The 25,640-nt window shown below is 69.8% G+C and carries 28 protein-coding genes and 5 pseudogenes; 23 read left to right on the top strand and 10 right to left on the bottom strand.

The window, feature by feature from the left end; translation table 11 throughout:
* Positions 1–33: 33 nt before the first annotated feature.
* From ACZ404_RS30060 to ACZ404_RS30045, 4 genes are all read right to left on the bottom strand, one after another.
* Positions 34–837, bottom strand: coding sequence for a hypothetical protein (locus ACZ404_RS30060; RefSeq protein WP_468445262.1), 804 nt, complete (start codon positions 835–837; stop codon positions 34–36).
* Entirely contained in the window at positions 834–1,649 is an 816-nt protein-coding gene (locus ACZ404_RS30055) for an RNA polymerase sigma factor (RefSeq protein WP_468445260.1), read from the bottom strand. The genes ACZ404_RS30060 and ACZ404_RS30055 overlap by 4 nt, the downstream gene beginning before the upstream one ends.
* Positions 1,650–1,732: 83 nt before the next feature.
* On the bottom strand, positions 1,733–1,957 hold the full coding sequence (locus tag ACZ404_RS30050; RefSeq protein ID WP_468445258.1) for a hypothetical protein: 225 nt from the start codon (positions 1,955–1,957) through the stop codon (positions 1,733–1,735).
* Between the two features lie 1,418 nt (positions 1,958–3,375).
* On the bottom strand, positions 3,376–3,927 hold the full coding sequence (locus ACZ404_RS30045; protein ID WP_468445446.1) for a hypothetical protein: 552 nt from the start codon (positions 3,925–3,927) through the stop codon (positions 3,376–3,378).
* Here ACZ404_RS30045 and ACZ404_RS30040 point away from each other — a divergent pair.
* Positions 3,908–4,687: pseudogene (locus ACZ404_RS30040) on the top strand (Tn3 family transposase); the annotation flags it as partial. The gene ACZ404_RS30045 and the pseudogene ACZ404_RS30040 sit on opposite strands and share 20 nt — an antisense overlap.
* 61 nt (positions 4,688–4,748) lie before the next feature.
* Here the strand turns inward: ACZ404_RS30040 and ACZ404_RS30035 are convergent.
* The 3 genes from ACZ404_RS30035 to ACZ404_RS30025 form a co-directional block, all read right to left on the bottom strand.
* The gene (locus ACZ404_RS30035; protein ID WP_468445256.1) at positions 4,749–5,294 is read right to left on the bottom strand and encodes a GNAT family N-acetyltransferase; all 546 of its coding nucleotides are present in this window, start codon (positions 5,292–5,294) and stop codon (positions 4,749–4,751) included.
* Positions 5,295–5,357: 63 nt separating this feature from the next.
* Positions 5,358–6,416: an ornithine cyclodeaminase family protein gene (locus ACZ404_RS30030; RefSeq protein ID WP_468445254.1), complete on the bottom strand. Its 1,059-nt coding sequence runs from the start codon at positions 6,414–6,416 to the stop codon at positions 5,358–5,360.
* Entirely contained in the window at positions 6,413–7,288 is an 876-nt protein-coding gene (locus ACZ404_RS30025; RefSeq protein ID WP_468445252.1) for a PhzF family phenazine biosynthesis protein, read from the bottom strand. Before ACZ404_RS30025 ends, ACZ404_RS30030 begins: the two co-directional genes overlap by 4 nt.
* 72 nt (positions 7,289–7,360) lie before the next feature.
* On the opposite strand from ACZ404_RS30025, the gene ACZ404_RS30020 reads away from it, so the two are divergent.
* Both ACZ404_RS30020 and ACZ404_RS30015 read left to right on the top strand, forming a co-directional pair.
* A complete protein-coding gene (locus ACZ404_RS30020) occupies positions 7,361–8,194 on the top strand; it encodes a LysR family transcriptional regulator (protein ID WP_468445250.1) in 834 nt (277 codons plus the stop codon).
* Between the two features lie 380 nt (positions 8,195–8,574).
* Positions 8,575–9,750: a tyrosine-type recombinase/integrase gene (locus ACZ404_RS30015; RefSeq protein WP_468445248.1), complete on the top strand. Its 1,176-nt coding sequence runs from the start codon at positions 8,575–8,577 to the stop codon at positions 9,748–9,750.
* Here the strand turns inward: ACZ404_RS30015 and ACZ404_RS30010 are convergent.
* Together ACZ404_RS30010 and murJ are read right to left on the bottom strand one after the other, a co-directional pair.
* Complete coding sequence (locus ACZ404_RS30010; protein WP_468445246.1) at positions 9,718–10,266, bottom strand: hypothetical protein; 549 nt, start codon at positions 10,264–10,266, stop codon at positions 9,718–9,720. The two genes, ACZ404_RS30015 and ACZ404_RS30010, sit on opposite strands and share 33 nt — an antisense overlap.
* Positions 10,267–10,838: 572 nt before the next feature.
* Positions 10,839–11,866, bottom strand: a pseudogene (murJ, locus tag ACZ404_RS30005) (murein biosynthesis integral membrane protein MurJ); the annotation flags it as partial.
* Here murJ and ACZ404_RS30000 point away from each other — a divergent pair.
* From ACZ404_RS30000 to ACZ404_RS29975, 6 genes and pseudogenes are all read left to right on the top strand, one after another.
* The gene (locus ACZ404_RS30000; protein WP_468445438.1) at positions 11,804–12,301 is read left to right on the top strand and encodes a C40 family peptidase; all 498 of its coding nucleotides are present in this window, start codon (positions 11,804–11,806) and stop codon (positions 12,299–12,301) included. The pseudogene murJ and the gene ACZ404_RS30000 overlap by 63 nt on opposite strands.
* Positions 12,302–12,754: 453 nt before the next feature.
* Positions 12,755–12,946 (top strand): hypothetical protein, encoded by a 192-nt coding sequence (locus tag ACZ404_RS29995; RefSeq protein ID WP_468445244.1) that lies wholly within the window; start codon positions 12,755–12,757, stop codon positions 12,944–12,946.
* A 542-nt stretch (positions 12,947–13,488) separates the two neighbouring features.
* Positions 13,489–13,767 (top strand): pentapeptide repeat-containing protein, encoded by a 279-nt coding sequence (locus ACZ404_RS29990; protein WP_468445242.1) that lies wholly within the window; start codon positions 13,489–13,491, stop codon positions 13,765–13,767.
* A 60-nt stretch (positions 13,768–13,827) separates the two neighbouring features.
* Positions 13,828–14,058: pseudogene (locus ACZ404_RS29985) on the top strand (pentapeptide repeat-containing protein); the annotation flags it as partial.
* Between the two features lie 33 nt (positions 14,059–14,091).
* Positions 14,092–14,712: a pentapeptide repeat-containing protein gene (locus ACZ404_RS29980; RefSeq protein ID WP_468445436.1), complete on the top strand. Its 621-nt coding sequence runs from the start codon at positions 14,092–14,094 to the stop codon at positions 14,710–14,712.
* 187 nt (positions 14,713–14,899) lie between these two features.
* A complete protein-coding gene (locus ACZ404_RS29975) occupies positions 14,900–15,340 on the top strand; it encodes a hypothetical protein (RefSeq protein WP_468445240.1) in 441 nt (146 codons plus the stop codon).
* On the opposite strand, the gene ACZ404_RS29970 is transcribed toward ACZ404_RS29975, so the two are convergent.
* The gene (locus ACZ404_RS29970) at positions 15,256–15,543 is read right to left on the bottom strand and encodes a MucR family transcriptional regulator (RefSeq protein ID WP_468445238.1); all 288 of its coding nucleotides are present in this window, start codon (positions 15,541–15,543) and stop codon (positions 15,256–15,258) included. The two genes, ACZ404_RS29975 and ACZ404_RS29970, sit on opposite strands and share 85 nt — an antisense overlap.
* Positions 15,544–15,679: 136 nt before the next feature.
* Here ACZ404_RS29970 and ACZ404_RS29965 point away from each other — a divergent pair.
* The 14 genes and pseudogenes from ACZ404_RS29965 to ACZ404_RS29900 form a co-directional block, all read left to right on the top strand.
* Positions 15,680–16,308 (top strand): annotated as a pseudogene (locus tag ACZ404_RS29965) (IS5 family transposase); the annotation flags it as partial.
* Positions 16,309–16,970: 662 nt separating this feature from the next.
* On the top strand, positions 16,971–17,342 hold the full coding sequence (locus tag ACZ404_RS29960) for a hypothetical protein (protein WP_459754543.1): 372 nt from the start codon (positions 16,971–16,973) through the stop codon (positions 17,340–17,342).
* Positions 17,343–17,435: 93 nt separating this feature from the next.
* On the top strand, positions 17,436–17,816 hold the full coding sequence (locus tag ACZ404_RS29955) for a hypothetical protein (RefSeq protein ID WP_468445236.1): 381 nt from the start codon (positions 17,436–17,438) through the stop codon (positions 17,814–17,816).
* Positions 17,817–17,906: 90 nt separating this feature from the next.
* On the top strand, positions 17,907–18,419 hold the full coding sequence (locus ACZ404_RS29950; protein ID WP_468445234.1) for a hypothetical protein: 513 nt from the start codon (positions 17,907–17,909) through the stop codon (positions 18,417–18,419).
* A 118-nt stretch (positions 18,420–18,537) separates the two neighbouring features.
* Positions 18,538–19,716, top strand: coding sequence for a DUF932 domain-containing protein (locus ACZ404_RS29945; protein ID WP_468445232.1), 1,179 nt, complete (start codon positions 18,538–18,540; stop codon positions 19,714–19,716).
* Positions 19,717–20,015: 299 nt separating this feature from the next.
* A complete protein-coding gene (locus tag ACZ404_RS29940; RefSeq protein WP_468445230.1) occupies positions 20,016–20,654 on the top strand; it encodes a hypothetical protein in 639 nt (212 codons plus the stop codon).
* A gap of 169 nt (positions 20,655–20,823) precedes the next feature.
* Positions 20,824–21,690, top strand: coding sequence for a hypothetical protein (locus ACZ404_RS29935; RefSeq protein ID WP_468445228.1), 867 nt, complete (start codon positions 20,824–20,826; stop codon positions 21,688–21,690).
* A gap of 14 nt (positions 21,691–21,704) precedes the next feature.
* The gene (locus tag ACZ404_RS29930; RefSeq protein WP_468445226.1) at positions 21,705–22,037 is read left to right on the top strand and encodes a hypothetical protein; all 333 of its coding nucleotides are present in this window, start codon (positions 21,705–21,707) and stop codon (positions 22,035–22,037) included.
* A gap of 133 nt (positions 22,038–22,170) precedes the next feature.
* Positions 22,171–22,413, top strand: coding sequence for a hypothetical protein (locus ACZ404_RS29925; protein ID WP_459754537.1), 243 nt, complete (start codon positions 22,171–22,173; stop codon positions 22,411–22,413).
* 51 nt (positions 22,414–22,464) lie between these two features.
* Complete coding sequence (locus tag ACZ404_RS29920; RefSeq protein WP_468445224.1) at positions 22,465–22,758, top strand: hypothetical protein; 294 nt, start codon at positions 22,465–22,467, stop codon at positions 22,756–22,758.
* A 208-nt stretch (positions 22,759–22,966) separates the two neighbouring features.
* Positions 22,967–23,578, top strand: coding sequence for a hypothetical protein (locus tag ACZ404_RS29915; RefSeq protein WP_468445222.1), 612 nt, complete (start codon positions 22,967–22,969; stop codon positions 23,576–23,578).
* A 297-nt stretch (positions 23,579–23,875) separates the two neighbouring features.
* A pseudogene (locus ACZ404_RS29910) lies at positions 23,876–24,741 on the top strand (hypothetical protein).
* A gap of 246 nt (positions 24,742–24,987) precedes the next feature.
* Complete coding sequence (locus ACZ404_RS29905; protein WP_435279837.1) at positions 24,988–25,332, top strand: hypothetical protein; 345 nt, start codon at positions 24,988–24,990, stop codon at positions 25,330–25,332.
* Positions 25,333–25,395: 63 nt separating this feature from the next.
* Complete coding sequence (locus ACZ404_RS29900) at positions 25,396–25,635, top strand: hypothetical protein (protein ID WP_346088448.1); 240 nt, start codon at positions 25,396–25,398, stop codon at positions 25,633–25,635.
* Positions 25,636–25,640 lie beyond the last annotated feature (5 nt).

Genomic DNA, 25,640 nt, shown 5'->3' with positions numbered 1-25,640 from the left:
CCCCACGGTTCGGGCCCCTGGTTCTCAAGAGGCTCATCGTGTGGCGGTCTCCCCCATCTGCTCAGGAATCCGCGGCATGGTGCGAGCTGTACCGCGTCGCTTGCGTGGGCGTGTCTCGAGGCGGATGGGTCGCTCGATGGAGTCGCTGGGCCGACCAGCGGCGGTCGTCAGCAGTGTGCGGATCTTGCGGGCGAAGTCGGGGCCGGGCAGGGGCATCTCCATGTCGGGTTCGCGAAGGTATCCGACGGCGACAGCGGTGGGCAGGAACTTCATGAGTTCGGTGACTGCGGCGGAGCGTGGCCGGCGGGTGGTCTGCGTGGCCAGGTGTCGCAGGATGCGCAGAAGTGTGCTGGTGGGGGCTTCGTCGATGCGGCCCTGGGTGGTGCGGTTTTCGGTGGGGGGCGGGGGTTGGACGTCATCGGTCTGGCGGTGCCACCACTGGGCTGTGTCGTCCTCGCCCAGTGAGAGGTGGTGAAGGTAGAGGCAGTATGCGGCGGCTGCCTGACCGGCGCCGGCGGCGTACTGCCACCAGAAGCGGGCGCCGTCGTCGGTGTCGGTCAGCTGCAGGACGCAGGCCAGCACCATCGCGCTGTAGGGCTCGGGTACCTGATCGGTGACGAACGCGCCGACCTCCGGGGTGGAGGTGTGGGTAACCAGGGCTTCGCAGAGTGCGCGAAGGTCCTTCGCCGCGGTCGCGTTCGCCGCCTGCTCGGCTTTGGCCGGCCGGACAGCGGTGTGCGGGCAGTGGTCGGGGCGGCTGGGCGGGACGACGTCGCGTGGTACGGCGCGGTCGCGGACCAGCAGTGCCCTGGACAGGATTTCTTGAAGCGGTGTCACGTGGCGGGTCCTTCGGTCTCGGGCGGCAGGGTGACGGCGCTCTTCAGGAAGCGGTGGGCGTGACGCTCGTCGGACCGTACGGTGGCCAGCGGCACACCGAGGAGATGGGAGGCCTGCTCGTCGGTGGCGCCGCAAAGGTAGCGGAGCACCATGACGTCGAGGTGAGCGTCGGGCAGTCTGCTGATCGCTTTGAACAGCTCCAGGCTTTCCGTCAGCTGTGCTGCACGGCCGGCCGCGGAGCGGTGGCCGCGCAGGGCGACGGTGTCGAAGACCGCGTTCTGCATCTCGGGGAGGTTGTCGCGGTAGGTGGCCTTGGCCATGACGGTGGCCCGCAGGATCTTCCAGGCGTAGCGACGGGTGTCCGGGCTTGCCAGGGCGTCGTCCCAGGAGAGCCAGAGGATGGCGAAGGTGTCTTCGACCGCGGCGTCGCACACCTCGGGAGGGAGGAAGACCTCGGCGTAGTAGCGGTAGTCGTCTTCCATCATGAGCCGGAACGGGCCATGTTCGATGGGGGGTGCGCTGTCGGTGGTAGCCGAGGCGCCCTCGCTGGACCGCTCGATCCATTCCCGGGTCTTGCCGATGTCCAGGGCCGCCTGGCGCCATAGCCGGTACAGGGGCCAGTTGGGGATTTCCAGTGCGGTGGACAGGCGGTGGAGGACTTCCCACCGCGGGTAGTGGCCTACGCCGCGCAGCAGCTCGGAGAGCTTGGACTTGGCCAGCAGCACGTGATCGCTCAGGTCGCTGAGGGTGCGGCCGCTGCTGAGGTAGTAGCAGCGGGTCGGCTCCAGCCAGGCCCGGTGGGAACTGCCCACGCTGTCCGCGATCGGACCGAGCTTGCGTCCGGGACGTACCGGCGTCGGCCCGGAGGCCGGCGCCGGTGATTCAAAGGGCGTTGTCACGGGGCGCCGTCCTCCTTGTCGGCCGCCGCTGTGACGCGGTTCCCGCAGGTCGTCGCGTTGCGCGAGCGGGTCGCACGGACGACCTGCTGCACCGTCAGGCCGAGGACAGGAGCCAGCGTGGCGATCAAAGCCTCATGGCCTGTCATCACCATCGCCGTGCTCCAGCCGAACACCACCATCGTGATCAGCACGAGCGCGATCACTATCGTCCTGGTGTCCATCACACTCCTTGATGTCATGCCGCAGCGCCATCCGGAAGCCACGCCAAAAGGGGACCGCTCAACAGGCGGCCGCCGAACCGCTGTTGAGGAGCCTCAGCATGGACCGGCACGCATGCGCTACGCCACGTGATCAAGGAATCACGGAACATTAGTTTTCACGAGGTGTCAGGTCGGGACCGTCCGATGACCGCTCCGGCCCATGTAGAGGCCGGTACCAGAGACGATGCGGGTGAAGTTCCCGGTTTTCCTTGCAATCGCCACCGCGACCCCGTCGAATGGATACAGGACACCTCGGTGTTGCCCTTCCATCCGGAAGAGCCGCCCCCCCGCCGCCGAAAAAAGGGGGGCGCGCTAGGCCGTTCCCGCCTGGCCTAAGTTGGAGGCCAGGCGGGAACGGAGCGACCGTAGCGCACGGCACTGACAACGCCCCGCCTCCCGGCTGGCGACAGACGCGCAAGGCGGAGAAGCCCTCGAACACCGACGTGCCGGCCCGGCCTCCCAAACGCCGCCCAGAACCTGTACGGAGCACTCCCGCACAGCGCCAGCACGCCGTACGCGAGCCGCAGGACGATGCCCTTCTGAGCCAGCCGGGTGTCGGCGACTTCGCCTCGGCTCCGCGCCGCCGGGTGACGGCGGCACGACAGGCCGGCCGACTCGCACCCAGGTGAGCGAGCCCCGAACCCCGGCCGCGGTGCTGGCGCTCCTCGCCGAGCACCGCCACGAGCTGACCGTCACCGCGGACACCGAGTGGACCGTTGAGCGTGCCGAACGCTATCTCCGCTCCCTCCCGGCCGGCGCCCGCCGGTTCGCCGAGATGGTCGTGGTCGACGGCGAGGGCTACATCGACGCCGAGCAGCTGCGCGAGGTGCTGGGCAAGCTCAACGGGCCGACCGTCGCGCTGTCCCGCGCCGTGCCGCGCGGCGTGCGCGAAGGCTGGTGGGCCGGAGAGCACCAGCGCGCCCATCACCGCGGTGTACGACCCGGACAACCCCAGCTGGCACAAGAACATCGCCTACCAGATGGCCCAGGAGAACGTGCCGGTCTTCCGGGCCGCCCTCAGCCAGCTGGCCCGCAAGACGGGGGGCACCTGATCGCCCGACTCGACTGTGGTCCAGGACCACACGAACGAGGAGTAGCAGCCTGGAAGCACTCAGCCCAAGCCATGGACGCAAGCATCGCCCAACTGACGGCCAGGCAAGCGAAAACCACCAGCACTACGGCTGCCCGATCCCGGTCCGTCACGCCACGGCCAGCCAGCGCCAGCGGCCGACCGCCGCCGACGCCCACCTTCGCCGTACGACGAGCGCCGCGCAGCCCACACGTCGCCCGATCCGGTGACCAGGCTTCGCGGCTGGCTTCGGTGGACGGACTGCGCCGCGCTGCATGGCGTGCGGGTTATCTGGCCAGATAGGCCATCCTCAGTCAGCGCTGGCCTCCTGGACGCAGTTCTGCAGGCACTCGCCGCACACGATGTTGCGGCGCTCAAGGGTTCTCGGAGACACCCGGATCACGGCGGCCGGGGTGCACTGGCACACGGTAATTGCGGTCCTCCTTCTCCTTCTTCTGCAGCACCTCGCCCCCATCAGTGGCAGCCTGCGCCCCCTCGTCGGCCGCGTCGCCTTGCCCTCACTCTTACCCTTGGTGCCGCTGCCCCCTCCACGCGTGCCGCCGCCCCGCTCGCGCCTGCGTGTGGCATGGGTCGCCTCGTCCAGCGCGACGATCTGCTCGGCGTACGCCTCCTTGACCTCCGCCCCCAATGTTGTGCCGGCGAATCCGTACTTCTTCTTCCAGCAGGCACTGAGGTCCGGCTTCTGGACGAGCCCCAGTTCCTCGGCCGCCTTGCGGAACTCCTTGTTGTGGTACTGGCTGGCTGAGCAGTCCTTCACCCCCCGAGCTTCACAGAGCGCGTGCGCGGCCTCGTGCAGCAGGTACCCGAAGACCTCTTCGGCGAAGCCGGAGATGGTCGCCACCGACAACGCCTCTTACTCCGACATGGTCTTCGGCATCTTCAAGATGCTCGGCTACCGCTTCTCCCCGCGCTTCAAGGACCTCGAAGATCAGCGGTTCTGGAAGGCCCAGATGCCCGGCGGTGACCCGCTCGGCGGGTACGGGCCGCTGGAGGCGATCGCGCGGAACAAGGTGAACGTGAAGAAGGTGATCACGCACTGGCCGGACATGCTGCGAGTCGCTGGCTCCCTGGTCACCAACCAGGTACGGGCCTACGACTTGCTCCGGATGTTCGGTCGCGAGGGCCATCCCACGCCGCTGGGGCAGGCGTTCGCCGAGTACGGGCGGATCGCCAAGACCCTGCACCTGCTCGCCGTAGTCGACCCCGTCGATGACACCTACCGGCGCCAGATGCACAAACAGCTCACCGCCCAGGAGTCACGCCACAAGCTCGCCCGCGACATCTGCCACGGCAAGAAGGGAACCATCCACCAGGCATATAGAGACGGGATGGAAGATCAGTTGGGTTCGCTGGGTCTCGTGGTGAACGCAGTCGTCCTGTGGACGACACGCTACATCGGCGCCGCTGTCGCCCAGCTCCGATCCGGGGGGCATGAGGTCAGGGACGAGGACGTCGCGCGGCTGTCCCCGCTCAAGCACAAGAACCTCAACTGCCTGGGCCGCTACAGCTTCACCGCCTCCACCCCGGCCGCCGGGTCCCTGCGGCCGTTGCGCGATCCGGATGCGCCCGACCTCGATGACAACGACGGCGGGGAGGAGTGACGGTGCGGCTTCACGCCGCAGGACGGCTTGATCCGGTCCAAATGTGGTCCGAAACGCGGGCTCACCGGGCGGGCCGCCACATGGTGGTGACGAGGTGGCCGGTGGGAGTGGTGACGCGGTCTCGGGCGGTGAAGCCGACGCTTGCGTACCGTGCGAGGTTTGCCGGGTTGGACGACTCCAGGTAGGCGGGGGCGCCGAGGGCGTCGATGCGTTCGAGGCTGTCGGCCAGCAGGCGCATGCCGAGACCGTGGCCTCGGTGGCGGTCGTGGGTGGCCAGGAGGGTGAGGTAGAAGTGCGGTTCAGCGGGCCGGGCTGCCTCGAACCGGTCGGCGATGTCCAGGACCGTCCGCGCCACGGCCGGGGTGGCCGCCCGTTCCAGCAGGTCCTTCAGGTCGGCCGCCTCGTGCGGAGTCAGCCCGTCTGTGCCGGGCGGGATCCATACGGCCGCGGCCTCCGCGTTCCGCGTCACCAGCAGCCACGAGTACCGCAGTGCCGATGTCGCGTACAGGCGCCACATGGAGGCGGCCTGCGCGGCGCGGTGTTCGGTGTCGGGGAACGCGGGGCCCCACAGAGGGTCGTGGAAAAACGCCGTGGTCAGGGTGTCCACGATGGCGTCGACATCCGCGGACGCGCAACTCGTGCGCGGTCTGGACGGGCGGACACGGTGCGGTCAGCTCCTTGCCGTCGGCCCGTCGGGGGCGGTGTCCGCGCGCAGGTCCGTCGCACAGGCCGGTGGCCGACTGCGCTGCGGGCCCGTGCCCCGGAGGCGGTCCAGGGTGACCTGGGCCGCCGCGAGGTCCTGCACGCCCAGGCCGATGAGCTTGCAGATGGTGATCTCGTCGGCCCGTTCGCGGCCCGGTGCCGACCCCGCAAGCACCTTGCCGAGTTCCGTTAGCTCCGGGAGGGCCGTTTGAGCCCGGGCGAGGTCTCCGTGGACGGTGGTGAGGGCGCGGCTGTCGACCACGATCCGGTCGGCGCGGTACAGGCAGGCCGGGGACAGTTCGGCCTTGGTCGGGTCGTCGGCTCCTACGGCGGTGATGTGCAGGCCGGGAGCCAGCCACTCGGCGTCGACCAACGGTTCGGTGCTGGCGGTGGCCGTCACCAGCACGTCGGCGCCCTCGCACGCTTGCCGGGCGGTGCCCACCGGGGTCACCCGCAGGTCGGGGCGGCGGGTGACCAGCGCGGCGGCCAGGCGGCGCACGCGTTCGTCGCGGCGGCCCCAGACCCTTACCTCCCGGATCGGCAGTTCGTCGGCGGCCGCCAGGATCTGCAGGTACGCCTGAACTCCGGTACCCAGCACGCCGACTATGGTGGAGTCCGGCCGGGCCAGCGTGCGCGCGGCCAGCGCGCCGGCGGCCGCGGTGCGGATGTCGGACAGGTGGTGCTCGTCCTCCAGCAGGGCCCGCAGGTCCCCGGTCCGGGCGTCGAACACGGCGACGGCACCGGCTCCCGGCGTGCCGCCACGCCGGGCGCGCTCCGCGAACCAGGTGGCCACCTTCACCGTGAAGATGGAACGGCCCGGTAGCCAGGCCGACTTCACGTGCACGTCGCCGTCCCGGCCCGCCGGCGCGAACACCGCCACCGGCGAGTCGCCCAGTCCGCGGCTGAAGTCGACGAAGGCTGCCGCCACTTCCTCGACGACGTCCTCGTACCCCACGAGCGCGCGGATTGTATCCGGACCGATGTACGCCGGTATCGCCTGCACCGTCTGCCGGGTCGTGGCGGTCACTGAGGCAGCACCTCCAGCCGTCCCTCGCCGACGAAGGCGACCTCGCCGCCGACCCGCACGGAGTGGATGTCCTCCCCGTGGCCGTGGGCGCTGATGGTCATCTCGCTGGGGCGTCCGGTGAATCGGCCCTGGCGCAGGGTCACGGCTTCGCCGTCGCCGATGCAGCCGTGACGGCGCAGGTAGGCGGCGGCACAGCCAGCTCCGCTGCCGGTGGCCACGTCCTCGGTCAGCCCGTCGTTGTTCCAGTGCCGCGCCTCCAGAGCGGTGGCATCGAGGACGTAGGCGAACTGGGCTCCGAGGTCCGCCAGTCGTGTGCTGATGTCCGAGGCGATGCGGGCACGGTCGAGGGAGCCTTCGCGGACCGGGAGCACCAGGTAGCGCAGCCCTGTGGAGACGACCTCCGGGGACAGATCCGGATCGAGGTCTCCGGCGTCGAGGCCGAACAAGGTCGCCAGGTCCTTCGCGTCCGAGGGCTCGGGGCGGCCGAGGAAGGCCGCCCGGCCCTGATCCAGCACACTGGCGTACCGTCCGGTTCCGAGCCGCGTCGTGGTCACCTCCACGGTGCGGGCCTTCAAGCGCAGCGTCCACGTCTCGTCCTCGCCGGCACCGTGCAGGGCGTGCAGCACACACCCAGCCCCGATGACGGGGTGCCCGGCGAAGTCCAGTTCCTCGATGAGGTCGAAGACCCGCGCCTGCCAGCCCGAGTTCCCCGGGGTCTTGTCCGGGGTCAGGAAGATCGACTCGAAGTGGCGCAGCTCCTGCGTGATCCGCTGCATCTGGGGACCGCTGAGCCCGGCGGCGTCGGGGAAGACAGCCAGGCTGTTGCCGCTGTAGGGCAGGCCGGTGAAGACATCGACGTGGTGGTAGTGCATGCAGCCGAGGCTACGAGCCCACCAAGCCAGAAGGAACTGGCCAATCTCAGAGATGCCACATAACGTCTGGTTATGAGATCGGATCTGGACATGGCACAGCTGCGGGTCTTCGTCACCTGCACCCGCTCCGGCAGCATCAGCCGCGCCGCCACCGCGCTCGGGCACAGCCAGCCCGCACTCAGCCAGCAACTGCGCAGGCTGGAACGCACCGTCGGACAGCCACTCCTGCACCGCGCCGCCACCGGCGTCACCCTCACCAAGGCCGGCGAGGCGCTGCTGCCATACGCCGAACGCATCCTGGCCCTGTCCACCCAGGCGCTCAGCGCCACCGGCCCGGCCGTCCAGGGGCACTGCGGCGTGGGCCTCCTCGAAGACCTCACCACTGTGCCGCTCCCCCAGGCCCTGGCCGACTTCACCCGCATGAACCCCAGGGCCACCCTGGAACTGATCAGCGGCCCTGGCCCCGTACTTAGCGAGGCATACGGCCAAGGACGCATCCACCTGGCCCTGTGCGACCCGTCCTACCTCCCCGAACCACCCCGGTGGACCGCGCGCCTCCCCATGGCCTGGGCCGCCGCCCCCAGCCTGGACACCACCCTCGACCCCCTCCCCCTGGTCCTTTTCTCCCAACCCTGCCGCTGGCGCCAACCGCTCCTTGACTCCCTCGAAGCCGCCGGACGCGGCTGGCGCACCGCCTTCGAGAGCACCAGCCTGCCCGGCGTCCGGGCGGCCGTCCGCGCCGGCCTCGGCGCCGCCGCCCTCCTTCCGGCCACCGTCGAACCGGGCACCGCCGTACACGGCCTTCCCGCACTCCCTGACGTCGAACTCGGGCTGATCAGGCGCCCCGGCACCGAGGGCGACACCCTCGTCGACGCCGTCGAAGCCGTCCTCAAACGGCTCACCTGATCAGCTACCCGCCCCTTGCTTCCGACCAGGAGCCGGTCAGCTCCTTGGCCAACCGCCCACAGTCCGCCTGGGGTACCAGCGCCACCGCGCCGACCACAATGGTCACGGCGGCAAAGAACCTGACTTGCGGCCAGGCTGTGTTACATAGCGACCAGAGTTTGGGTCCAGTTCTCGTATAGCTGCCGCCACTCGACAAGTAGCGCCCGGTAGTCATCGCTGCGGTCTGTAGAGCTCACTTCCGTGGAGTGCTGCCGCAGTAAATGCCGGATTTACTGCGGCGGAGCCTCTACCGTGATCATCGCAACTTGCGACGGGCCATCCCGGCCGTCGGGGCGAGGTGTACGCATTTACTGCGACAGAGCCGGAAGGGCGGGACGGGCATGGCGATCGAACCGGTGACCGAGCTCGGGACCGGGGGCGCGCTGCGGGTGCCGCGCGCCCGGGTGGTGCCCCTGTCCGCCCCGCCCTCGTCGTACACCGCGGCGGTCGAGCGGTACCTGACCGGCGCGGGCATCGCGAAGTCCTCGGCGCGGATCCACCGGATCTCGCTGACCACGTGGGGATGGATGCTCGCCGGCGAACCCGCGCCGACCGGACCCGCCCGCCGGGGCGCGAAGCCGCCCGTCTTCCCCGTCACCGGGATCGACGACCCGGAGCTGCCGGAGGTGTTGGCCGAACTGGCGGCGGCACGGGCGGACGAGATGGACGCCGACACCGTCAACCGGGAACTGTCCATCGCACGCAAGGCGATCGGCTGGTGGCAGCGCCAGGGCTGGATCGACGGAGACCCGACGATCGGCATCGAGCGGCGGCCGGCACCGCCGGACCGCACCAAGGCCCTGGCCGAGAATCAGATCGCCGCCCTGTGGCGCCTCGACGTCGCCCTGCGGGAGAAGACGCAGTGGAAGATGCTCTACGAGTCCGCCGCACGTGCCGACGAGGTGCTGTGCCTCAACGTGGAAGACCTCTACCCGCAGGACAAGCGCGGGAAGATCACCGCCAAGGGCGGCGCGACCGAGTGGATTCACTGGCAGTCCGGCACCGCCCAGCTGCTGCCCCGGCTCATCGCCCGCCGCACCCGCGGGCCGCTGTTCCTCACCGACCGCAGGGCCCCGGCCGGAACACCGACGCTCGACGTGTGCCCGGAGACCGGCCGGGCCCGGCTCTCCTACCGCCGGGCTGAGGAGATCTTCGAGGAGAACACCCGGCTGCTGGCCAACCCCCTCGCCTCACCCGACGACATCGAGGACCTGGACGGCTGGACCCTCCACCGGCTCCGCCACAGCGCCCTGACACACGACGCCGAGGACGGCACCTCCACCCCGATGCTGCTGGCCCGCTCCCGCCACGCATCTGTCCGCTCCCTGGAGCGGTACGCCCGTCCCGGCGTCGACTCGGTCGCCCGGCACGTCGCCGAACGCGACCCTGCTGCACGCCGCCGCACGTATCCGAGCAGATCAAGGCTTCAAGATCATCTCGTTGCCCCTTTGGCGCGTATCTCGGTCACACCCCTCAGTGCTTCCCTAGCGGTCCGGCCAGCGATTCGGATCGTCTGACCGGTGGCCTTCGGGTCCTTCGCCGCAGACCGTGCAGACGCCGAGGTACAGGAGCCCCTCGATGTAGGTGTGAGGGAAGCCGCCGGGACCGTCGTATTCGCTCGCCGCGGCTTTCATGCAGTCTCTGCCGCGCGAGCACCGGCCACAGCAGTCGTGATCGGTCATGTAGATGTGGTTGATCTTCTTGCTGCATCCCGTGTGACTGCACACGTAGTAGCCACCTGCATGGTTGGTGTACATGCGGGTGACGGGTTCTGGGCCGGTGCTGTCATCGAACTGGTCGGGGTTGTATTCGGTCTCGGTCTCGTCGGTGCTGGAGAGGGCAGCGGCGACGAGGACGATGGCTCCGGCCACCGCAGCGGCCACACCCAGTTTGCCAGCCACCCCGAGGCCGTTCCATCCGTCAACGATGCGCCGGTGCAGGGACTTTTCCTCTTCGCTGTCTCCTGGCGGAGGGTCAGCCTGTATGTCCTCCAGCGAGGGTTCCGGGTAGGGCGTGGACTCGTCGGAGGTCATGGATCAAGCCTAGTGGTCGGCGGGTTCGGAGGGCCGGAGTTCACCGAGACGCAGCGCGTGGCCGAGGAGGCTGAAGACCAAGCGCCGGTGTGCGGCGTGCAGGGCACGCACGGTGGCGCGGCGCGCGCCGAGGGGGATGGGGTGCTCTCACGATCACGGTACGGCTCTCGATCGACGTCACCCCAGCTCAAGGACGCCCTATCCGTTTAGCGTTGTTTTTTCGGCGAGAACTACTGGGACCCCGGTACGCCCGTCCCGGGTTGACGCCGTTGCACGGCACGTCGCCGAACGCGACCCCGCCGCCCGGGGAAAGGGCTGGCGCCTCCAAGATCAACTATTGGCGGCTTCTGGACTCACCTCGGCGACACCCCTGCACCGGCTCCGCCACAGCGATGCTGCTGGCCCGCTCTCGCCACGCCTCCGTCCGCTCCCTGGAGCGATACGCCCGCCCCGGCGTCGATGCGTCGCCAGGCACGTCGCCGAACGCGACCCCGCCGCACGTCGCCGGACGTGACACCTATGTCGGCCGGTGCCGGCGTTCTTACCCGCCCCCTTCCATCGTTTGCCTGGACTCAACGCATCCCGGGCAGACGACGGAGCTCGTTGACCTTCAGCAACCGGGCAAGAAGGAGATACGCCAGGACTGTCGCGAGCGCCCCGGCAGCCAAGGCGACAGCAGTAGGCCACGTCCCCTCTCCCAGGCCAGCGCACGCACGCGCTGCGGCCCAGCCCAGTCCAGCAGCCGGGCACGCGGCGCACAACAGCTTCACGTAGGTGCGGCGCAGACCTCCGTCGTCGATCCTGCCCCCCATCTTTTTGCGCAGCAGGTAGGCGGTAAGTGCGAGACCGGCCACATAGGAGAGGGTGTAGGCCCCGGCCATGCCGACCACCGACCAGCGGGCGGGCAGGGCCACATGGCATCGGTGGCCAGGGCGATGTTCACGCCTGCGATCCAGACCGCCATGAAGAACGGGGTGCGGGTGTCCTCGAAGGCGTAGAAGCCGCGCAGCAGCAGGTACTGGGCGGAGAACGGGATGAGCCCGAGCCCGAACGCCTGCAGCATGTAGCCCAGTGGGCGGGCTGAGGCGGCATCGGCTGCTCCGTGGGCGAACAGCAGCGAAGAGATCTGTGGCCCCAGGGCGAGGAAGAGGAAGGCGGCGGGCACGATGACCACGCCGCTGATCCGCAGCGCCCGGGACAGGTCCGCGCGCAGGTCCGGGATGCGGCCCTCGGCGACGGCCCGGCTCATGCGCGGCAGCAGCGCCGTCACCAGGGACACGGTCACGATCGACTGCGGCAGCATCCAGATGGTCTGCGCGTAGGTGTAGGCGGAGTAGCCTGCGCCGGCCTGCGGCAGCTCCTGGTCGGCGGCGTTGGCGTAGTTCGTAACCACCGTAAGGGAGACCTGGTTGGCCAGGACGAACAGCAGCGTCCACTTCGCTGCGTGCACGCTCTTGCCCAGGCCGGTGCCCCGCCAGTCGAACCGCGGCCGGAACCGGAAACCGGCCGCCCTGGCGAACGGGATCAGCGCCAGGGCCTGGACGGCGATGCCCGCGGTCGTCACGATCCCCAGCAGCCGCACCTGGGCGGCGGTGATGTCGACGGCCCCGACGCTCTACGCAAGGCCGCCTCCCGCATCGGCACCCCCTACTCCTACGGCGGCGGCAGCCCCCAAGGCCCAACGACCGGATTCTGCGACGGCACCAACGGCTACCAGAACGGCCACTGCGTCGCCTCCCACACCGTCGGCTTCGACTGCAGCTCCCTCACCCAGTACGCCTACTGGCCCAACGCAAAGTTGCCCCGCACCGCCGCCGACCAGTACCGGGCCACATCCGACCACCCCGTCTCCCGCAGCAACCTCAAACCCGGCGACCTGCTGTTCTGGGCCCACGGCGCCGCCATCTACCACGTCGCCATCTACGCAGGAGACGGCAACGTCCTGCACGCCCCCCGCACCGGACGCGACGTCTCCCTCGCCCCCCTCACCAGCGCCATGCCCGACTCCGACTACGTCGGCGCCACCCGCCCCTAGGGCCTGTGTAGGTTCCGAAAAGAGTTGTCGGTGTCCGGCCGTTCTGTCGTCGGAACGTCCGCGCCGAACGGAAACCTGCATTCCCCCAGCGCCAGGCCGCCCCACCGCGCAGCGCCCCCGATCCATGAGCGGGGAGCCGGGGCGCGGTACGCGGCCACAGGCGCGTATCTGCCCGACGGCGAGAATCAGCCACCCGTCACACTCTCTCCCACCCCTCAATATCGGCTCCCGCAAGCACATTGCGGAAACCGCAGGTCAGAGACCTGACCGCAACTCCCGGCTATTCTCGATGAGTTGAGGTAAAACCGCAGGTCACAAACGGTGGCGGAGTGCAGGCTCACGACTTGGCGCCCGAGGCGCATACCGTCGAGATGAGGAAGGGGACCGCCCGTGCCGGGGCGATCCCCAGGCGTCCTCGTGACTCATCATCCCGACAAGCAAAGGACACCCCCCATGGAAACACACAACTGGCGACTCATCGCCATCGCCTGGAGACGCCCCAACCTGGCCGACACCATCCTCGCCGGCGTCAGCTGGTACGTCCTCCACACGACACCCGGCGTCCAGGAGATAGTCGCGGCCACCGCCGCCTTCATCGTGCTCCGCTGCGTCCGAATCCATCGCCCGGCCAGAAGTCGCCGGTAGTACGAAGCCCCCCGTCTCTGCGGAGCGACGGGGGGCCTCGCGCTACCCCCGGGGCAAAGCAGTTCCCACTGGCCTACTCGTCCCCGCTTCCTTCGTCGCCATCGGTCGCCTTCCGCAGTCGCGCCTTGCCTGACCCGGAGTAGCCGCGCTCGATGTCAGCGGCCCCCGTGATCCTCGGTCCCGGTCTTCCACGCAGGTCCGTCCGAAGAATCCGACAGATCGGCTGGACGAATCCGCCGACAAACCGTCTGGACAGATACCCAAAGCCGCTGGTCAGCGACACGGCAGACGACAAGTCGAATCGGAACCTAAACACCCGGTCCGACGGGCCGTGCGGCACCCCAGAACCCCGTCCCGCCGTACAGCGTCTTCCGCCGGACAGGAACTGGCGCGCACTGAGCGCGCTCCCGTCCTTGACACATCCGTGGGAGTCGCCGATGAGCCCGACGCCAACGCCACCCTGGCCGCACTGCGCGGATGGCGCGAACAGCAGCGACCCGATCGGCTGCCGCGGCATCCATGTCACAGGTCACACCCAATGTTTGGCCCACCTCACCGACGCCGACCGCACCGCCTACCTGGCCAGCCTGCGCCCCGGCGCCCCCATAGACCACCGCGGCACCCCCTTCACCGGAAACCTCCTTGACCAGCTCCTCGACGCGCTCCACGACCCCACCACCGGCAACCCTCGCCTCGGTCACGCCCAGTTCCACGGGGCGCAGTTCTCCGGCGCCCCCCTGTTCGCCAGGGTGCAGTTCTCCGGCGACGCCCTCTTCGACGGGGCGCAGTTCTCTGACGCCGCCCGGTTCGACGGGGCGTAGTTCTCCGGCCTCGCCCGGTTCGACGGGGCGCAGTTCTCCGGCGACGCCTGGTTCGACGGGGCGCAGTTCTCCGACCTCGCCCGGTTCGACAGGGCGCAGTTCTCCGGCACCACCAGGTTCGACGGGGCACAGATTGCTGGCTTCGCCCGGTTCACAAGAGCTCAGTTCTCCGGCCTCGCCTGGTTCGACAGGGCGCAGTTGTCCAGCGAGGCCCGGTTCGACAGTGCGCAGTTCTCGCACGTCACCAGGTTCAACGGGGCACAGTTCTCCGGCCCCGCCCGGTTCGACGAAGCACAGTTCTCCAGGCTTGCCGGGTTCGGCAGCGTGCGTTTCTCCGGCGCCGCCCGCTTCGACGGAGCACAGTTTTCCGGCGCTGCCCGGTTCAACGGAGCACAGTTCTTCGGCGACGCGGGGTTCCAGGAGGCGCGATTTGAGAGTGTACCGGTGATCGGGCCGGTGGTGTGTGCGGGGACGGTTGTTCTGGCAGGGGCCGTGTTCGCGGTACCGGTAACGGTGGAGATAGCGGCGCGGGAGGTGGACTGTGGGCGGACCCGGTGGGACTCGACAGCAATCATCCGTCTGCGCTACGCGGCAGTGGACCTAAGCCACGCAGTCCTGTCCGCCCCCGTAGCGGTCATCGCCCACCCCACCCCCTTTGCCACCCCGCCCGGCAGCCCAGCAGAGGAAAGCCTGCTGACCGGCCCGACGGACGTACGAGTGACCTCGGTGCAGGGAGTCGATGCTGCCCATCTGGTCCTGACCCGATACCGACCTGACCGACTGCCTGTTCTCCGGAGCCTTCCATCTCGACCAGCTCCGTCTCGAAGGGCGCACCACATTCGCCCCCACCCCCACCGGCTGGCACCGCCGCGGCGTCTGGCCAGTCCGCTGGTCGCCCCGGCGCACCCTTGCCGAGGAACACCACTGGCGGGCCCAGACCGCTGACCAGCCTGCCCTGCCCGCAGACACGACGGCACCGCCCGGGCACTGGCGTCGTGGAGCACATCATCCCGACCCAGCTCTCACCCCCGATCCCGAGGACGTCGCCGCGCTCTACCGGCAGCTACGCAAAGCCTTCGAGGACGGCAAGAACGAACCCGGCGCCGCCGACTTCTACTACGGCGAGTGCGAGATGCGCCGCCACGATCCCGACACCCCGGAGGCCGAACGGCGCCTGCTGTGGGCGTACTGGCTGCTCTCCGGCTACGGCCTGCGCGCCTCCCGTGCCGTGGCGTGGCTACTCACCGCCATGAGCCTGACCATCCTGCTGCTCATGAGCTTCGGCCTGCCCACCCACGACCCCGACCCTGCCACCACCGGCACCGTTCACGGCCGCAGGATCATTCTTCACACCAGCACCCCCGACCCTGCCCTAGACGGCAGATGGACCCAGCACATGACCTGGGCCCGCGCGGAGAAAGCCACCCGCGTGGCCGTGAACTCGGTCGTCTTCCGCTCCAGCGGGCAGAGCCTCACCACTGCCGGCACCTACATCGAGATGGCCTCCCGCCTCTTCGAACCCACCCTCCTCGCCCTAGCCGCCCTCGCCGTACGCGGCCGCATCAAACGCTGAGAGCCGCAGCCTCGCGAGAAGGCCTCGGATCGTGGCGAGCGCGCCGAGAGGCGGTGTTCGGCGCGGTACTCGGCGGCCGTCATGTCGTGCGTGCGGGCGAGGTGGGGGCCGAGGGAGCGGTAGCAGTGTCCGCAGGACAGGCAAGTGACCAGTCCATCGTCGTCGGCGCCGGCAGGACGCCGAGAGCGCGTTGGTCGGGCCATTGGCGCCAGCAGGCTGACCTCTTAGAGGTCCTAACAGAAGCTGTTGATCATGTGACTGTCGGCTTGGACGCTCGTTGGTCCGTTCGTGGCGAAGCGGAACTCCCGACCGTGGATCGTGTCGGATGAACTGTAGTCGCTGGTCGAGCCGTTGTTGCCGGTTCCGGCACCGAAGCTGGTGCCGGGGCGACCGCAGGTGCCCGACCGGCAGGCTCTGTGCGGGATCCTGTTCGTGCTGCATACCGGCATCCAGTGGGAGTACCTGCCCCACGAGCTGGGCTTCGGCTCTGGCATGACGTGCTGGCGCCGTCTTGCCGCGTGGAACGAGGCCGGCGTGTGGGACCGGCTTCATGGCGTCCTGCTGACGAAGCTGCGGTCGGCCAGGCAGCTGGACCGGTCGCGGGCGGTGATCGACTCCAGCCACGTCCGGGCCGCCCGACGGGGCCCAAAAGTGGACCGAGCCCGGTCGACCGAGCACGGCCGGGCAGCAAGCACCACGTCCTTGTCGACGGACAGGGCGTCCCGCTCGCCGTGTCGCTGACCGGCGGGAACCGCAACGACGTCACCCAGTTGATGCCGCTGCTCGCCAAGGTCCCATCCGTGGCCGGCCTGATCGGCTGGCCACGGCGACGCCCCGACATACTGCTGGCCGACCGGGGCTACGACCACGACAAGTACCGCCGCCTCGTCTGGGCCCAGGGCATCAAACCGGTCATCGCCCGACGAGGCGTCCCGCACGGCTCCGGCCTCGGTGCTTACCGCTGGGTGCGGCGTGCCAGGTCAGAGGACCTCGAATCAGAGAAGCAACAGGTCAGACGTTTCAGAGAATCGTCCGGCCCTAGTCGAGATCCCGCAGGCCAGAGGCTCTCAAGTCGTCGACGCAGGCCTCACCTCTGGCTGATCGTGACAGGAGGCCCGGCCCCGGGCCGAGCCGAGGACGCCGAGGAAGGAACGAGACGGGAGCAGGACGGGCGAGAGAGCACGGGGCAGCTGCCCGACCCACCCACACCCCCACACAGGCCCACCAGGCCCCCTACACACCCCCACACACCACCGGCACGGCGCGGCGGCCTCCGGCCGACGCGCAACCACACACCACCCCACCCCCATCCCCGAAGCAGCCACCCCACCACCCCAACCCGCACCCACCCACCACTCACTCATCCTTCAACCGGGGCGGAACAAGTGGCAGCAGAGGGGATGTCAGAAACCCGACCACGCGCCCGCAGGGCCGTTGACCTGCGATGACGTAGAAGCCGGCCGCCAGACCCCCGCAACCTCCAGCGCAACACCTGACGCAATATCAGGCGCAACCCTGTACGCAACACGGGGCGCAACAGGTCTTCCCCTCACAGCCCACATCCACTATTATTTGAAGTCCTGGGGGAGGCGACCCCCGGGAACCGCAGAAGTCCAACGAAGGGGAAGACGTGGAGATCCAGATCTCTGACGGAATCGTCCGCCGGGTGCGCGGCGGTAAGGACGCACCCATGACCGGTCTCGCAATTCAGGCCCGCACTATCGCGAACTTCCTGCCCCTGATCTGCCAGCGGGCAGGCGCGAACATCGTGCACAACTCCGACGCGAACTACACCGGCATTCGTTTCGACACCAAGGTTGGCCCCGTCGTGCTGGAAATGCCGACGGGTGACCGTCCCTACCGGCTGGTTCACCAGCTTCCCGAGCCGGACGAGATCGGGCGCACCGAAGTGGAGATGCGGCGTTTCCCGCAGATCTACAAGCCGCAGGGAATCGCGCACATCACGGCTGAATTCCTCCAGTCTCGCGGATTCCTGAAGTAATCCGCAGACAACTCCCCGGGGGAAGCAGCCGAAGGATTCCGCCGTTTCCCCCGGGGGTCCACACATCATGATCGGAAAAAGGGGAGACTGAACATGAAGCTCGTATCGTGTGTGACCGGCGAGGAAATCAGGACGGGCCGCACCCTGCGCGCGCAGACGGGTGCAGTCGCCGGGCAGGCGTGGAAATTCGAGCGGATAGCCGAACGCGCCGACGGGATCCACCACGTGCATGTGTCGCGTCCCGGAGGGAAGTTGGGCCGGATTTACCGGGAATTCCACCCGAGCGTGATCGGGTGCGAGGTCACGGTAGAGATCACGTGGCGTAGGAGTGTCGGCCACGCGGCATACCGGACGTGGTCCAAGGTCGATGACTACCTGTTGGCCGGACCGTTCGCCCTTGTGCCGTTGGCATTCTTCGAGCACTACCACTGGTCGGAATTCATCGTCTCCATTCTCGGGATGGACGGCCGGTAGGCGAAAAGGCGGAGTGACCAAACAAGTACGTCGCTCCCAAAGCAAGGGGGTCCGGGGCGCAGCAGCTCCGGGCCCCCGGCTGGAGGGATCATGGAAGAGACGCAGACTGTGAGCCGGACCGGTGAGCCGGTGACGCAGGCGGAGGAGGAGCAGGCCGGTTACACGCTGCGGGAGTTGGCGCGCGGTGTGAGCGACCCTGACGCCCTGGGGGTGTCTCAGGAGCAGTTGGACGCGGTCGTGCCGTTCTTCGTGTTGGGTTGGGCGATGGGGGTGCGCACGGGTCACACCGCCCCAGCTGTGGCGGGTATCCCGGTCGACCGAGAGACCGTCACGCGCGCGTTCGCCGACCTGATGGAGCGGGTGACGGTTCCGCAGTACCCCGGGCCCGCGCTGTGGCAGAAGGTCGACTATCACGGCAGTGTGACCCAGCGTCACGGCGCGTTGTGGGTGTGCGCGATCCACGTGCACGCCGACCCGTTCGGCGGGGAGCCCGAGTTGCGCTACGACCTGTGCGAGATGCGCGGCGTGGCACCGGTAACGGTGGTCACGGGTGCGCGTCGCACGAGCCTGACGCCGTTGCCAGTGTTCCGCGCCATGGGGTAAACGTGCTGGTCAGGGGTGGGTTCACTCACCCCTGAAACACACTATTATTGACGTTGTTCGGGGGGCGGTGGCCCCGCCCCCCGAACCGCAGAAGCCAACACGAAGGGGAGAACACCGCATGACTCAGCAGTTCGCCGAGCGCGCCACGAACGTGGCCCCCACCGGTGCCCGCAACGCCGAACTCTCCGACCTGGTCCGCATCTTGGAGGACCAGAACCGGCGCAAGCTGGACGTGATCGCCCCCGCGTCCGCGCTGCGGTTCCGTGAGGGAAACGTGCACGTCGAGGGTGTGGAGTCCCTGATCACCGAGGACGGTGTCACGGACGTGGACGGCATCTACCGGCCCACCGCCGTGGCCGACCAGGGGATCGCAGACAAGCTCCGTATCCCGCTCGCCTACCTGCGCCGCATGCGCGCCGAGAACGTCCCGCTGCTGGACGAGAACGTGAACGCGTGGCTGCGGGAGGAGCCGCAGCGCCGTTTCATGCTCCGCGCATTCCGGGGCGACAGCGGCCCCGGCATGCCGCCCGCCGAGGGCGTGGCCCGCGCGCTGCTGTCCGACAGCTACAAGCTGATGGACAACTTCGACATGCTGCTGGCCGCCCTGGACGGGGTGAAGCAGTCCGGCCACCCCACCCGCGTCACGGGGTGCGACCTGACCGACCGGCGCATGTACGTGCGCGTCGAGTCCGAAGCCGTCGCCATCCAGGCCCCCGAGTTGCTGCGCGGCTACCGGTCCCCGTTCGACGGCCGCAGCGGTGACGAACTTCCGGTGATCTCCGCAGGGTTCGTCATCACCAACAGCGAAGTCGGTTCCGGGGCGTACACCATCACCCCGCGCGCCGTCATCCAGGTGTGCCGCAACGGCCTGACCGAGACCAAGGACGTCATGCGCGCCGTGCACCTCGGAGGCAAGCAGGACGAAGGGGTCGTGTCCTGGTCCGGTCAGACCCAGCGCAAGACGCTGGAGCTGATCACGTCCAAGACCGCCGACGCCGTGCGCACGTTCCTGTCGCGGGAGTACGTCGAGGCCAAGGTGCGCCAGGTGGAGGCCGCCGCAGGGAAGACGCTGGACGAGCCGACCAAGACCATCGAGCACGTCACCAAGACGCTCAGCATCGGTGCCGAGGCCAAGGACATGATCCTCTCGCACTTCGTGCGGGGCGGTCAGATGACGGCCGGAGGCGTGATGCAGGCCGTCACGTCGACCGCGCAGACCCTCACCGACGCCGACCAGGCCGCCGCCCTGGAAGCGCTCGCGCTGCCCGCCCTGACGGCCGCCGCCGCGCACGGCTGACAGACCCCCGTGCGGGCCGGGAACCTCCCCGAGCCCGGCCCGCACGGGCCCCACGCCCCGCCCCAGCGCTGGGCGGGCACCCTCCCGGACCGCCCGGGGGGGTGCCCGCCCGGCCCCAGAGCGCGGAGCGCTCCCCCAACCCGGCCATGGAGCGCGGAGCGCGCCCGCCCCGCCGTCTGCCGCGTAGCGGCAGCGCGCGGTCTGCGGAGCAGACCGCGCGCCCAGAAGAACCCTCGCCGCGCCACGAGACACGTGCGCCGGCCCCGGTGCTCACCGCCCCGTCCGCAAGGAGTACCCGCATGCCCGCACGCCCGGAGCTCACCCGCCCCGACGACGCCGCCATAGCGGCCGCCATGAGCCGCACCCTGACCGCGCTTGCCGCCCTGCTCCAGGCACTCGGCGACGGCGAACACACGCTCAATCTCGTGGCCGAGCGCACCGACGACACGTTCGTCCGGGCTCAGGCCGACCTCTCTATCGGCACCGCCCCGCTGCGCCTGGCCGTGCTGGACGAAGACGACTACTGCGCGCTGCGCACGCTGCTGGTGTTCGCGCTGGAGGGCAGCACCGTACGCAGCGCCGTCCTGATCGCCACCACGGCCACCGAGCCCCACCCCCGCGCGTGCGGCTGGACCGTGCGGAACGGATGGCTGCACCCCATGGACACGGCCGAACTCCGGCAGGCCGTCATCCCGTGCCCCGGATCACCGACACCGACGAGGAGGGCCCCCGTGGCTGACACGCCCGCCGTCACCGCCAACGGCTACTGCACCAACACCACCCCGGTCCCCGGCACCATCCGCACCGTCAACGCCAAGAACACCGGCCCGAAGTTCTTCCACCTGCACGGCCGCCGCTACGGCGAATGCCCGTGCGGAAAGGAAGTGTCCCTGACCGAGCGGGACAACCTGCGCCGCCACAAGCCGCCGCAGGAGTAACCCACAGACGCCGTCCGCCGCCCCCGTCCCCCCGGCGGCGGACGGCCCGCCCCGGCCAGAGCGCCACTGGCCGAAGACCTGCCGCCCCGCCGCCCGCGCCCTCCCCTTCGGCGAGCGCGGGGCGGCAGGCCCCCGCTCACCGAACCGAACCGCCGAGGAGCCGCAGCCCATGACCAGCCCGAGCCTGACCGTCGACACGCCCGCCGGCACCGTGCGCGCCACCGCCAGCCCCCGCCAGGACGACGCTGTCGTCTTCGAGCTGGGCGGGGCGATGCGCGGCAGCGTGCACGTCACCGGCACCCACCACCCCCACCACTGGGACCAGTTCACCGCCGTACGCGCCTGCCTCGGCCCCGTCAACGCCTACCAGACCACCGCCCCCGACGACGCCCTACCGCGGCTCACCCGCAGCCGCACCCGCTACCACGGCAGCCTGACCCTCTACCCCGACGACTACGCCGACCGCCCCCAGGTCAGCGTGTACCCGATGACGTCCGCCGACGGACACGAGCCGCCCGAGAAAACGGCAGCGACGCTCACCGCCGTCCTGCGCGCCTGCGCCGCCCATGTCGCACAGCGCGACGACCTGCCCGTGATCCTGGACGCCTCCCGGCAGCGGGACACTGCCGCCCTGCTGCGCTTCCTCACCTGGTCGGCCGCCCACCACCAGGCCGAAGCCGCCCGCTTGGAGCGGGAGGCACGCGCAGCCCACCCCGCGCGGCGCGCCGCCGTGGCCGCCTGGTGGACCGTCGCCCGCTGGTTCCTCGCTTCCCCGCACCCGGTCCTGCTGCTGATGCTGGCCGACCTCCCCTACTCGGTACTCCCCAACTCGCTGGCCCGCACCGTCGCCGTGAAGCAGTGGTGGGCCCCGTACTGCCTCACCGCGGCCGCCCGAGAGCATGAGCACGCCCGCCGCGCCCAGGCCGAAGCCGACTCCCTGCGTGCCCAGCAGCGCTCACGACGCCCGGCCCGCCGCCCGCCACCGTCCGCGCACGCTGCCCCGCACGCGGCGCGCCTGGAACTGGAGATGTCGTGACGATGCGCTGGTTGATGACCCTTGGAGAGCGCACCCGCCCCGAGACGCCCACTTACGCCGAGTGCCCGGGCCCGAACGAGGCCCGCGCCGTCGCCCTGGTCGACGACTGCGGCCAGCTCTTCCCCGTCCTGCTGGCGTGGCGGCGGGCCCTCGGCCGCGAAGTGACCGGCTGGGCCGAGCAGGTCGAGGCCGACGACGTCGAGATCCTCCCCCAGGACGTGACCGACGACTGGGGGCCCGGTCTGCGGCTGGACACGATGCCCGGCGGGTACGTGAAGGTCTCGGACTACCGCGACCACCAGCCGCCCGACGCGGTCACCGCCGGTCCCCGCATGCTCATGCGCTGATCTCGGCCTCAAAAGCAGCAGGTCAGGGGCGGGTTCACGCCACCCTAGATCACACTATTATGGATGTTGCGTGAGGGGGTTTTCTCCCCCACACCGCCCCCTCCCGCCCCAAGCGCCGACCGAAAGGGCCGCGATGCCCGAGGAGTTCACGTTCCCCCGCAACACCGGTTCGTACGGCTACCAGGTCCTCGACCGCCAGGACCCGAGCACCAGTTACGGCGTCGTCTGGCACGACCCGGAAGTGTGCCAGTGGGTCGCCGAGTATCCGGGCAACCGCCCGGGCAGCGGCGGCGGGATCCCCGGATTCGCCAGCCGGAAATGGGCCGCGCGCTTCCTGTACCGCTACCGCAAGCCCCAGCCGTCCGGCCGCACCTGACCCGCCGCCCGCCCGCCTCACACCGCCGCCAGTCACAGAAGGGACCGCGCATTGGCCACCTTCGGTCACATCACCCGCGAGCGCTGCGCCCAGCTGGGCCGCGCCCTCACGGCCGCCGGCCTTTCTTGGAGGGACAACGGCCGCCAGGACAAGCCCGAGTTCCTGACCTACACCGCCACCGACGCGCACAGCCGCGAGTGGAGCATCAGCCCGGCCACCAGCAACCAGATCACCCCGTCCCGGCCCGCGAGTATCTGGCAGGCCCAGTGCACCGAGCCGATGCACCGGTCTCCGGTCCTGTCCGCCCGGGCGGTCGTCGACCACATCCGGGCGTTCCCCGCGTGACCGGCCCGCTGCGGCCGTGGCGCCCCGAAGACTTCGACGACTGGTGCGAGACGTGCGGCGCAGCACCGGGCCAGTTCTGTAAGCCGACGTGCGACACCGGCTACGCCGCCGAGGACTTCCGCCGAGACGCCGAGCCCCGCGACCAGGACGCGCCCGCGCCGCCCGAGCCGGGCACCCACCACCCTCCCGAAGGAGTGAAGACGCCGCCATGCCGCAGGAGTTGACCACCCAGGAGCAATTCGACGTATTCGCCGACGATGTGGCGCGGGAGCTGGGCACGCACTGCCGGACCGCCCCGCTGCCCGAGTACTCCCGCGGTCTGGCACGGCTCATCGTCGACGGCGACGGCCGCGCCGTACGCCTGTGCCAACCCGACGACGAGCAGCCCAGCAGGCTCAAGGTCTACGCGGCCCTCCCGGACGAGACCCAGGTGCAGACCCCGTCGATCGGGGTCACAGCGATCAGCGCCCGCCATGTGGCACGCGAGATCACCCGGCGGCTCTACCCGCTGCACACCGAGGCCGCCGAACTGGCCACCCAGATCGCCGCCCGACAGCAGGCGGAGGCCAGCGCCCGCGCCGCAGTCGCCGAAGCCGTGGCGGGCGCGCTCCCCGGCGCCCGTATCGAGGAGCAGTACCGGCGTACACGGATCATCTGGCAGCACGACGCCCGCTCGCCCGGCCAGCAGGGCCCCGCCCAAGTGGACAGCGTGTGCGTAATCGTCGGAGGCTCCGGGGAGTCGGTGACCGTCGAAGCATCCAGCCGCCCCGCCCGAGTGATCTCCATGCTGGCTGCGTTCGCCCAACCCGCGCGGGAGTGAACAACCAGGTCAGGGGTGGGTCCCTAACCTCAATAAACACACTATTATTAAACATGTGAGGCGGGGCCCACCACCCCCGCAGGGACCGCCGCCCGCCAGCCGCACGCCCCCGACGACCGGCCAGCGCGAGCGGGCCGCTCCTGCCATCCGTCCCCGCAGAGGCGGTCCGCTCAACTCACCCACGAGAAAGGCGCGCACGTGTCCTACACACCCCCGCCCTCCGAGTGCCGCCCGAACGAGCCCGACGCCGAACGATCACGCACGGGAGGAGACGCGGCGCGTACCGACCGCCAGACGATGCGCCGCGTTCTGCGCCGCGAAATCTCGGGCACCATCGGGCTACTCACCGACGAGCACGACTTCCGCGCCATGCGGCACTACCGCAGCTTCGCCTTCGACGACTACGCGACCTACCTGGCAGGGGTTGAGGACCTTCTCAAGGCCTGCGCCTCGCAGGGCATGCACACCATGCTCGCCCTCTTCGATCCCGAGGAGTACGCCGACTTCTGCGCCCACACCGGCCTCGACCCCGACAACCCGTCCAGCCGCACCCGTTTTACCGCCGAGGCTGCCACGACGGGCCCCACCATCCCGTACGACGGCGAGCCCCTGGCCGAGCTCGTCCCGGTCCTGATCGACGAAGCCGTCCGCAAGGCCACCTGGGAGTACGCCTCCACACTCCTGGCCCGCCTCGGCGCCTGCGCCGCCTGCGGAAAGGACGTCGGCCAAGAGGCCTTCGCCCGCGCCCGAGACTTCCTCGTCCGCATCCTCGACACGGCCGACCCTGGCCCCGCCACCTGGTGTGCAGCGTCTCGGCAACGCCGGAGACGCTGGTCTCCGTCCTACACGCGGACACGGACCCCGACGGTGCGACCCACCTCGACGACACCGAGGCCCTCGAATTCACCACGGTCCTGGCGGTCGGTCTCGCGGCCCTGCCCGGCGCACTCATCATGAGGACCCGCAGCCCAGGCGCCCCGGACCGCGTCTACGGCTGGCGGCTGCGAGCGGGAGACCTCGAACCCCTCACGGCCGGAGAAGTCTTCGACGCCTACTGCACCGACATCGACTCCGGCGACCCCATCTCCCCGGAATCGGACGTCGACTACTGCGCGCCGCCCGACCTCAGCCCGGACGGCCCGACGCCGGGACACCATCACTGAACGAGCCGGGCCGCCGCCGGCACCCGCCCGCCAGGGCGACGACCCCAGTTCTCAGGCGTACACCAGGGCGGCGCCCACGTCCCTGGCGGCGCACACGCCGAGGCTCTGACCTCGCGCACTCTCCTCGTTTGCGCAGGTCAGGGGGGTTCACACCCTCACAACTCACACTATTATTAGTAACGAGGTTAAGGGGTCGTCACCTCCCCCCGTGACGGCCCCTTCCCCCTTCCAATCCCAGGAGTTGCCATGCTTCGAACGCTGCGCCGCGCCCTGCGATCGGCACGCCTCCGGATTCCGGCCCGCCGGTTCAGCGCCGGGATCGCGGCGCTGCCGCCCACCGCACGCGAAGCGCTCGGCACCGACGTCACCGCCGAGGAAGCCATCGCCTACAACCGCAGCCGCGTCGCCACCGCAACCGCCGTCGCCCTCTACCGCAGCGGATACACACTGCCCATGCGCGATCTCGACCTGGACGACGCCGTGCACGCCCTGGACTTCCCCTACTCAGTTCCGAGCCAGGAGACCCGCGCCGCCATCCGTGCCGCGCTCGCCGTCCTGGACGCCGACTACACCGTCACCGTCACTCACTGACCAGCCGTCAGCCCTGACCTGCGGGCCGCCCCGTCCGGGTGGCCCGCGCCGGAAGGAGACCCGGTGTTCCTGGTCGTACCCGACCCCGCCCACGGACTGGTCGCCGCCCCCAGGTCCTCTGACGACCTCACGCCCGGCACCGAGGAGACCCTCACAGCCCAGGGATTCGCCTGGAACAGCGAGATCGAGGCGTACACCCGCCCGACTGACAACAGCCCCGCGGCCGTGGAACTCACCGCCGGCGCCCTGCGCGAACTGGGCCACTACGTCTTCTCCTCCTACACGCCGCTGCCCACCGCCTGACCGGC

Source organism: Streptomyces sp. NPDC030798, from assembly GCF_055572275.1.
This window is presented reverse-complemented; position numbering and strand designations above follow the sequence as displayed.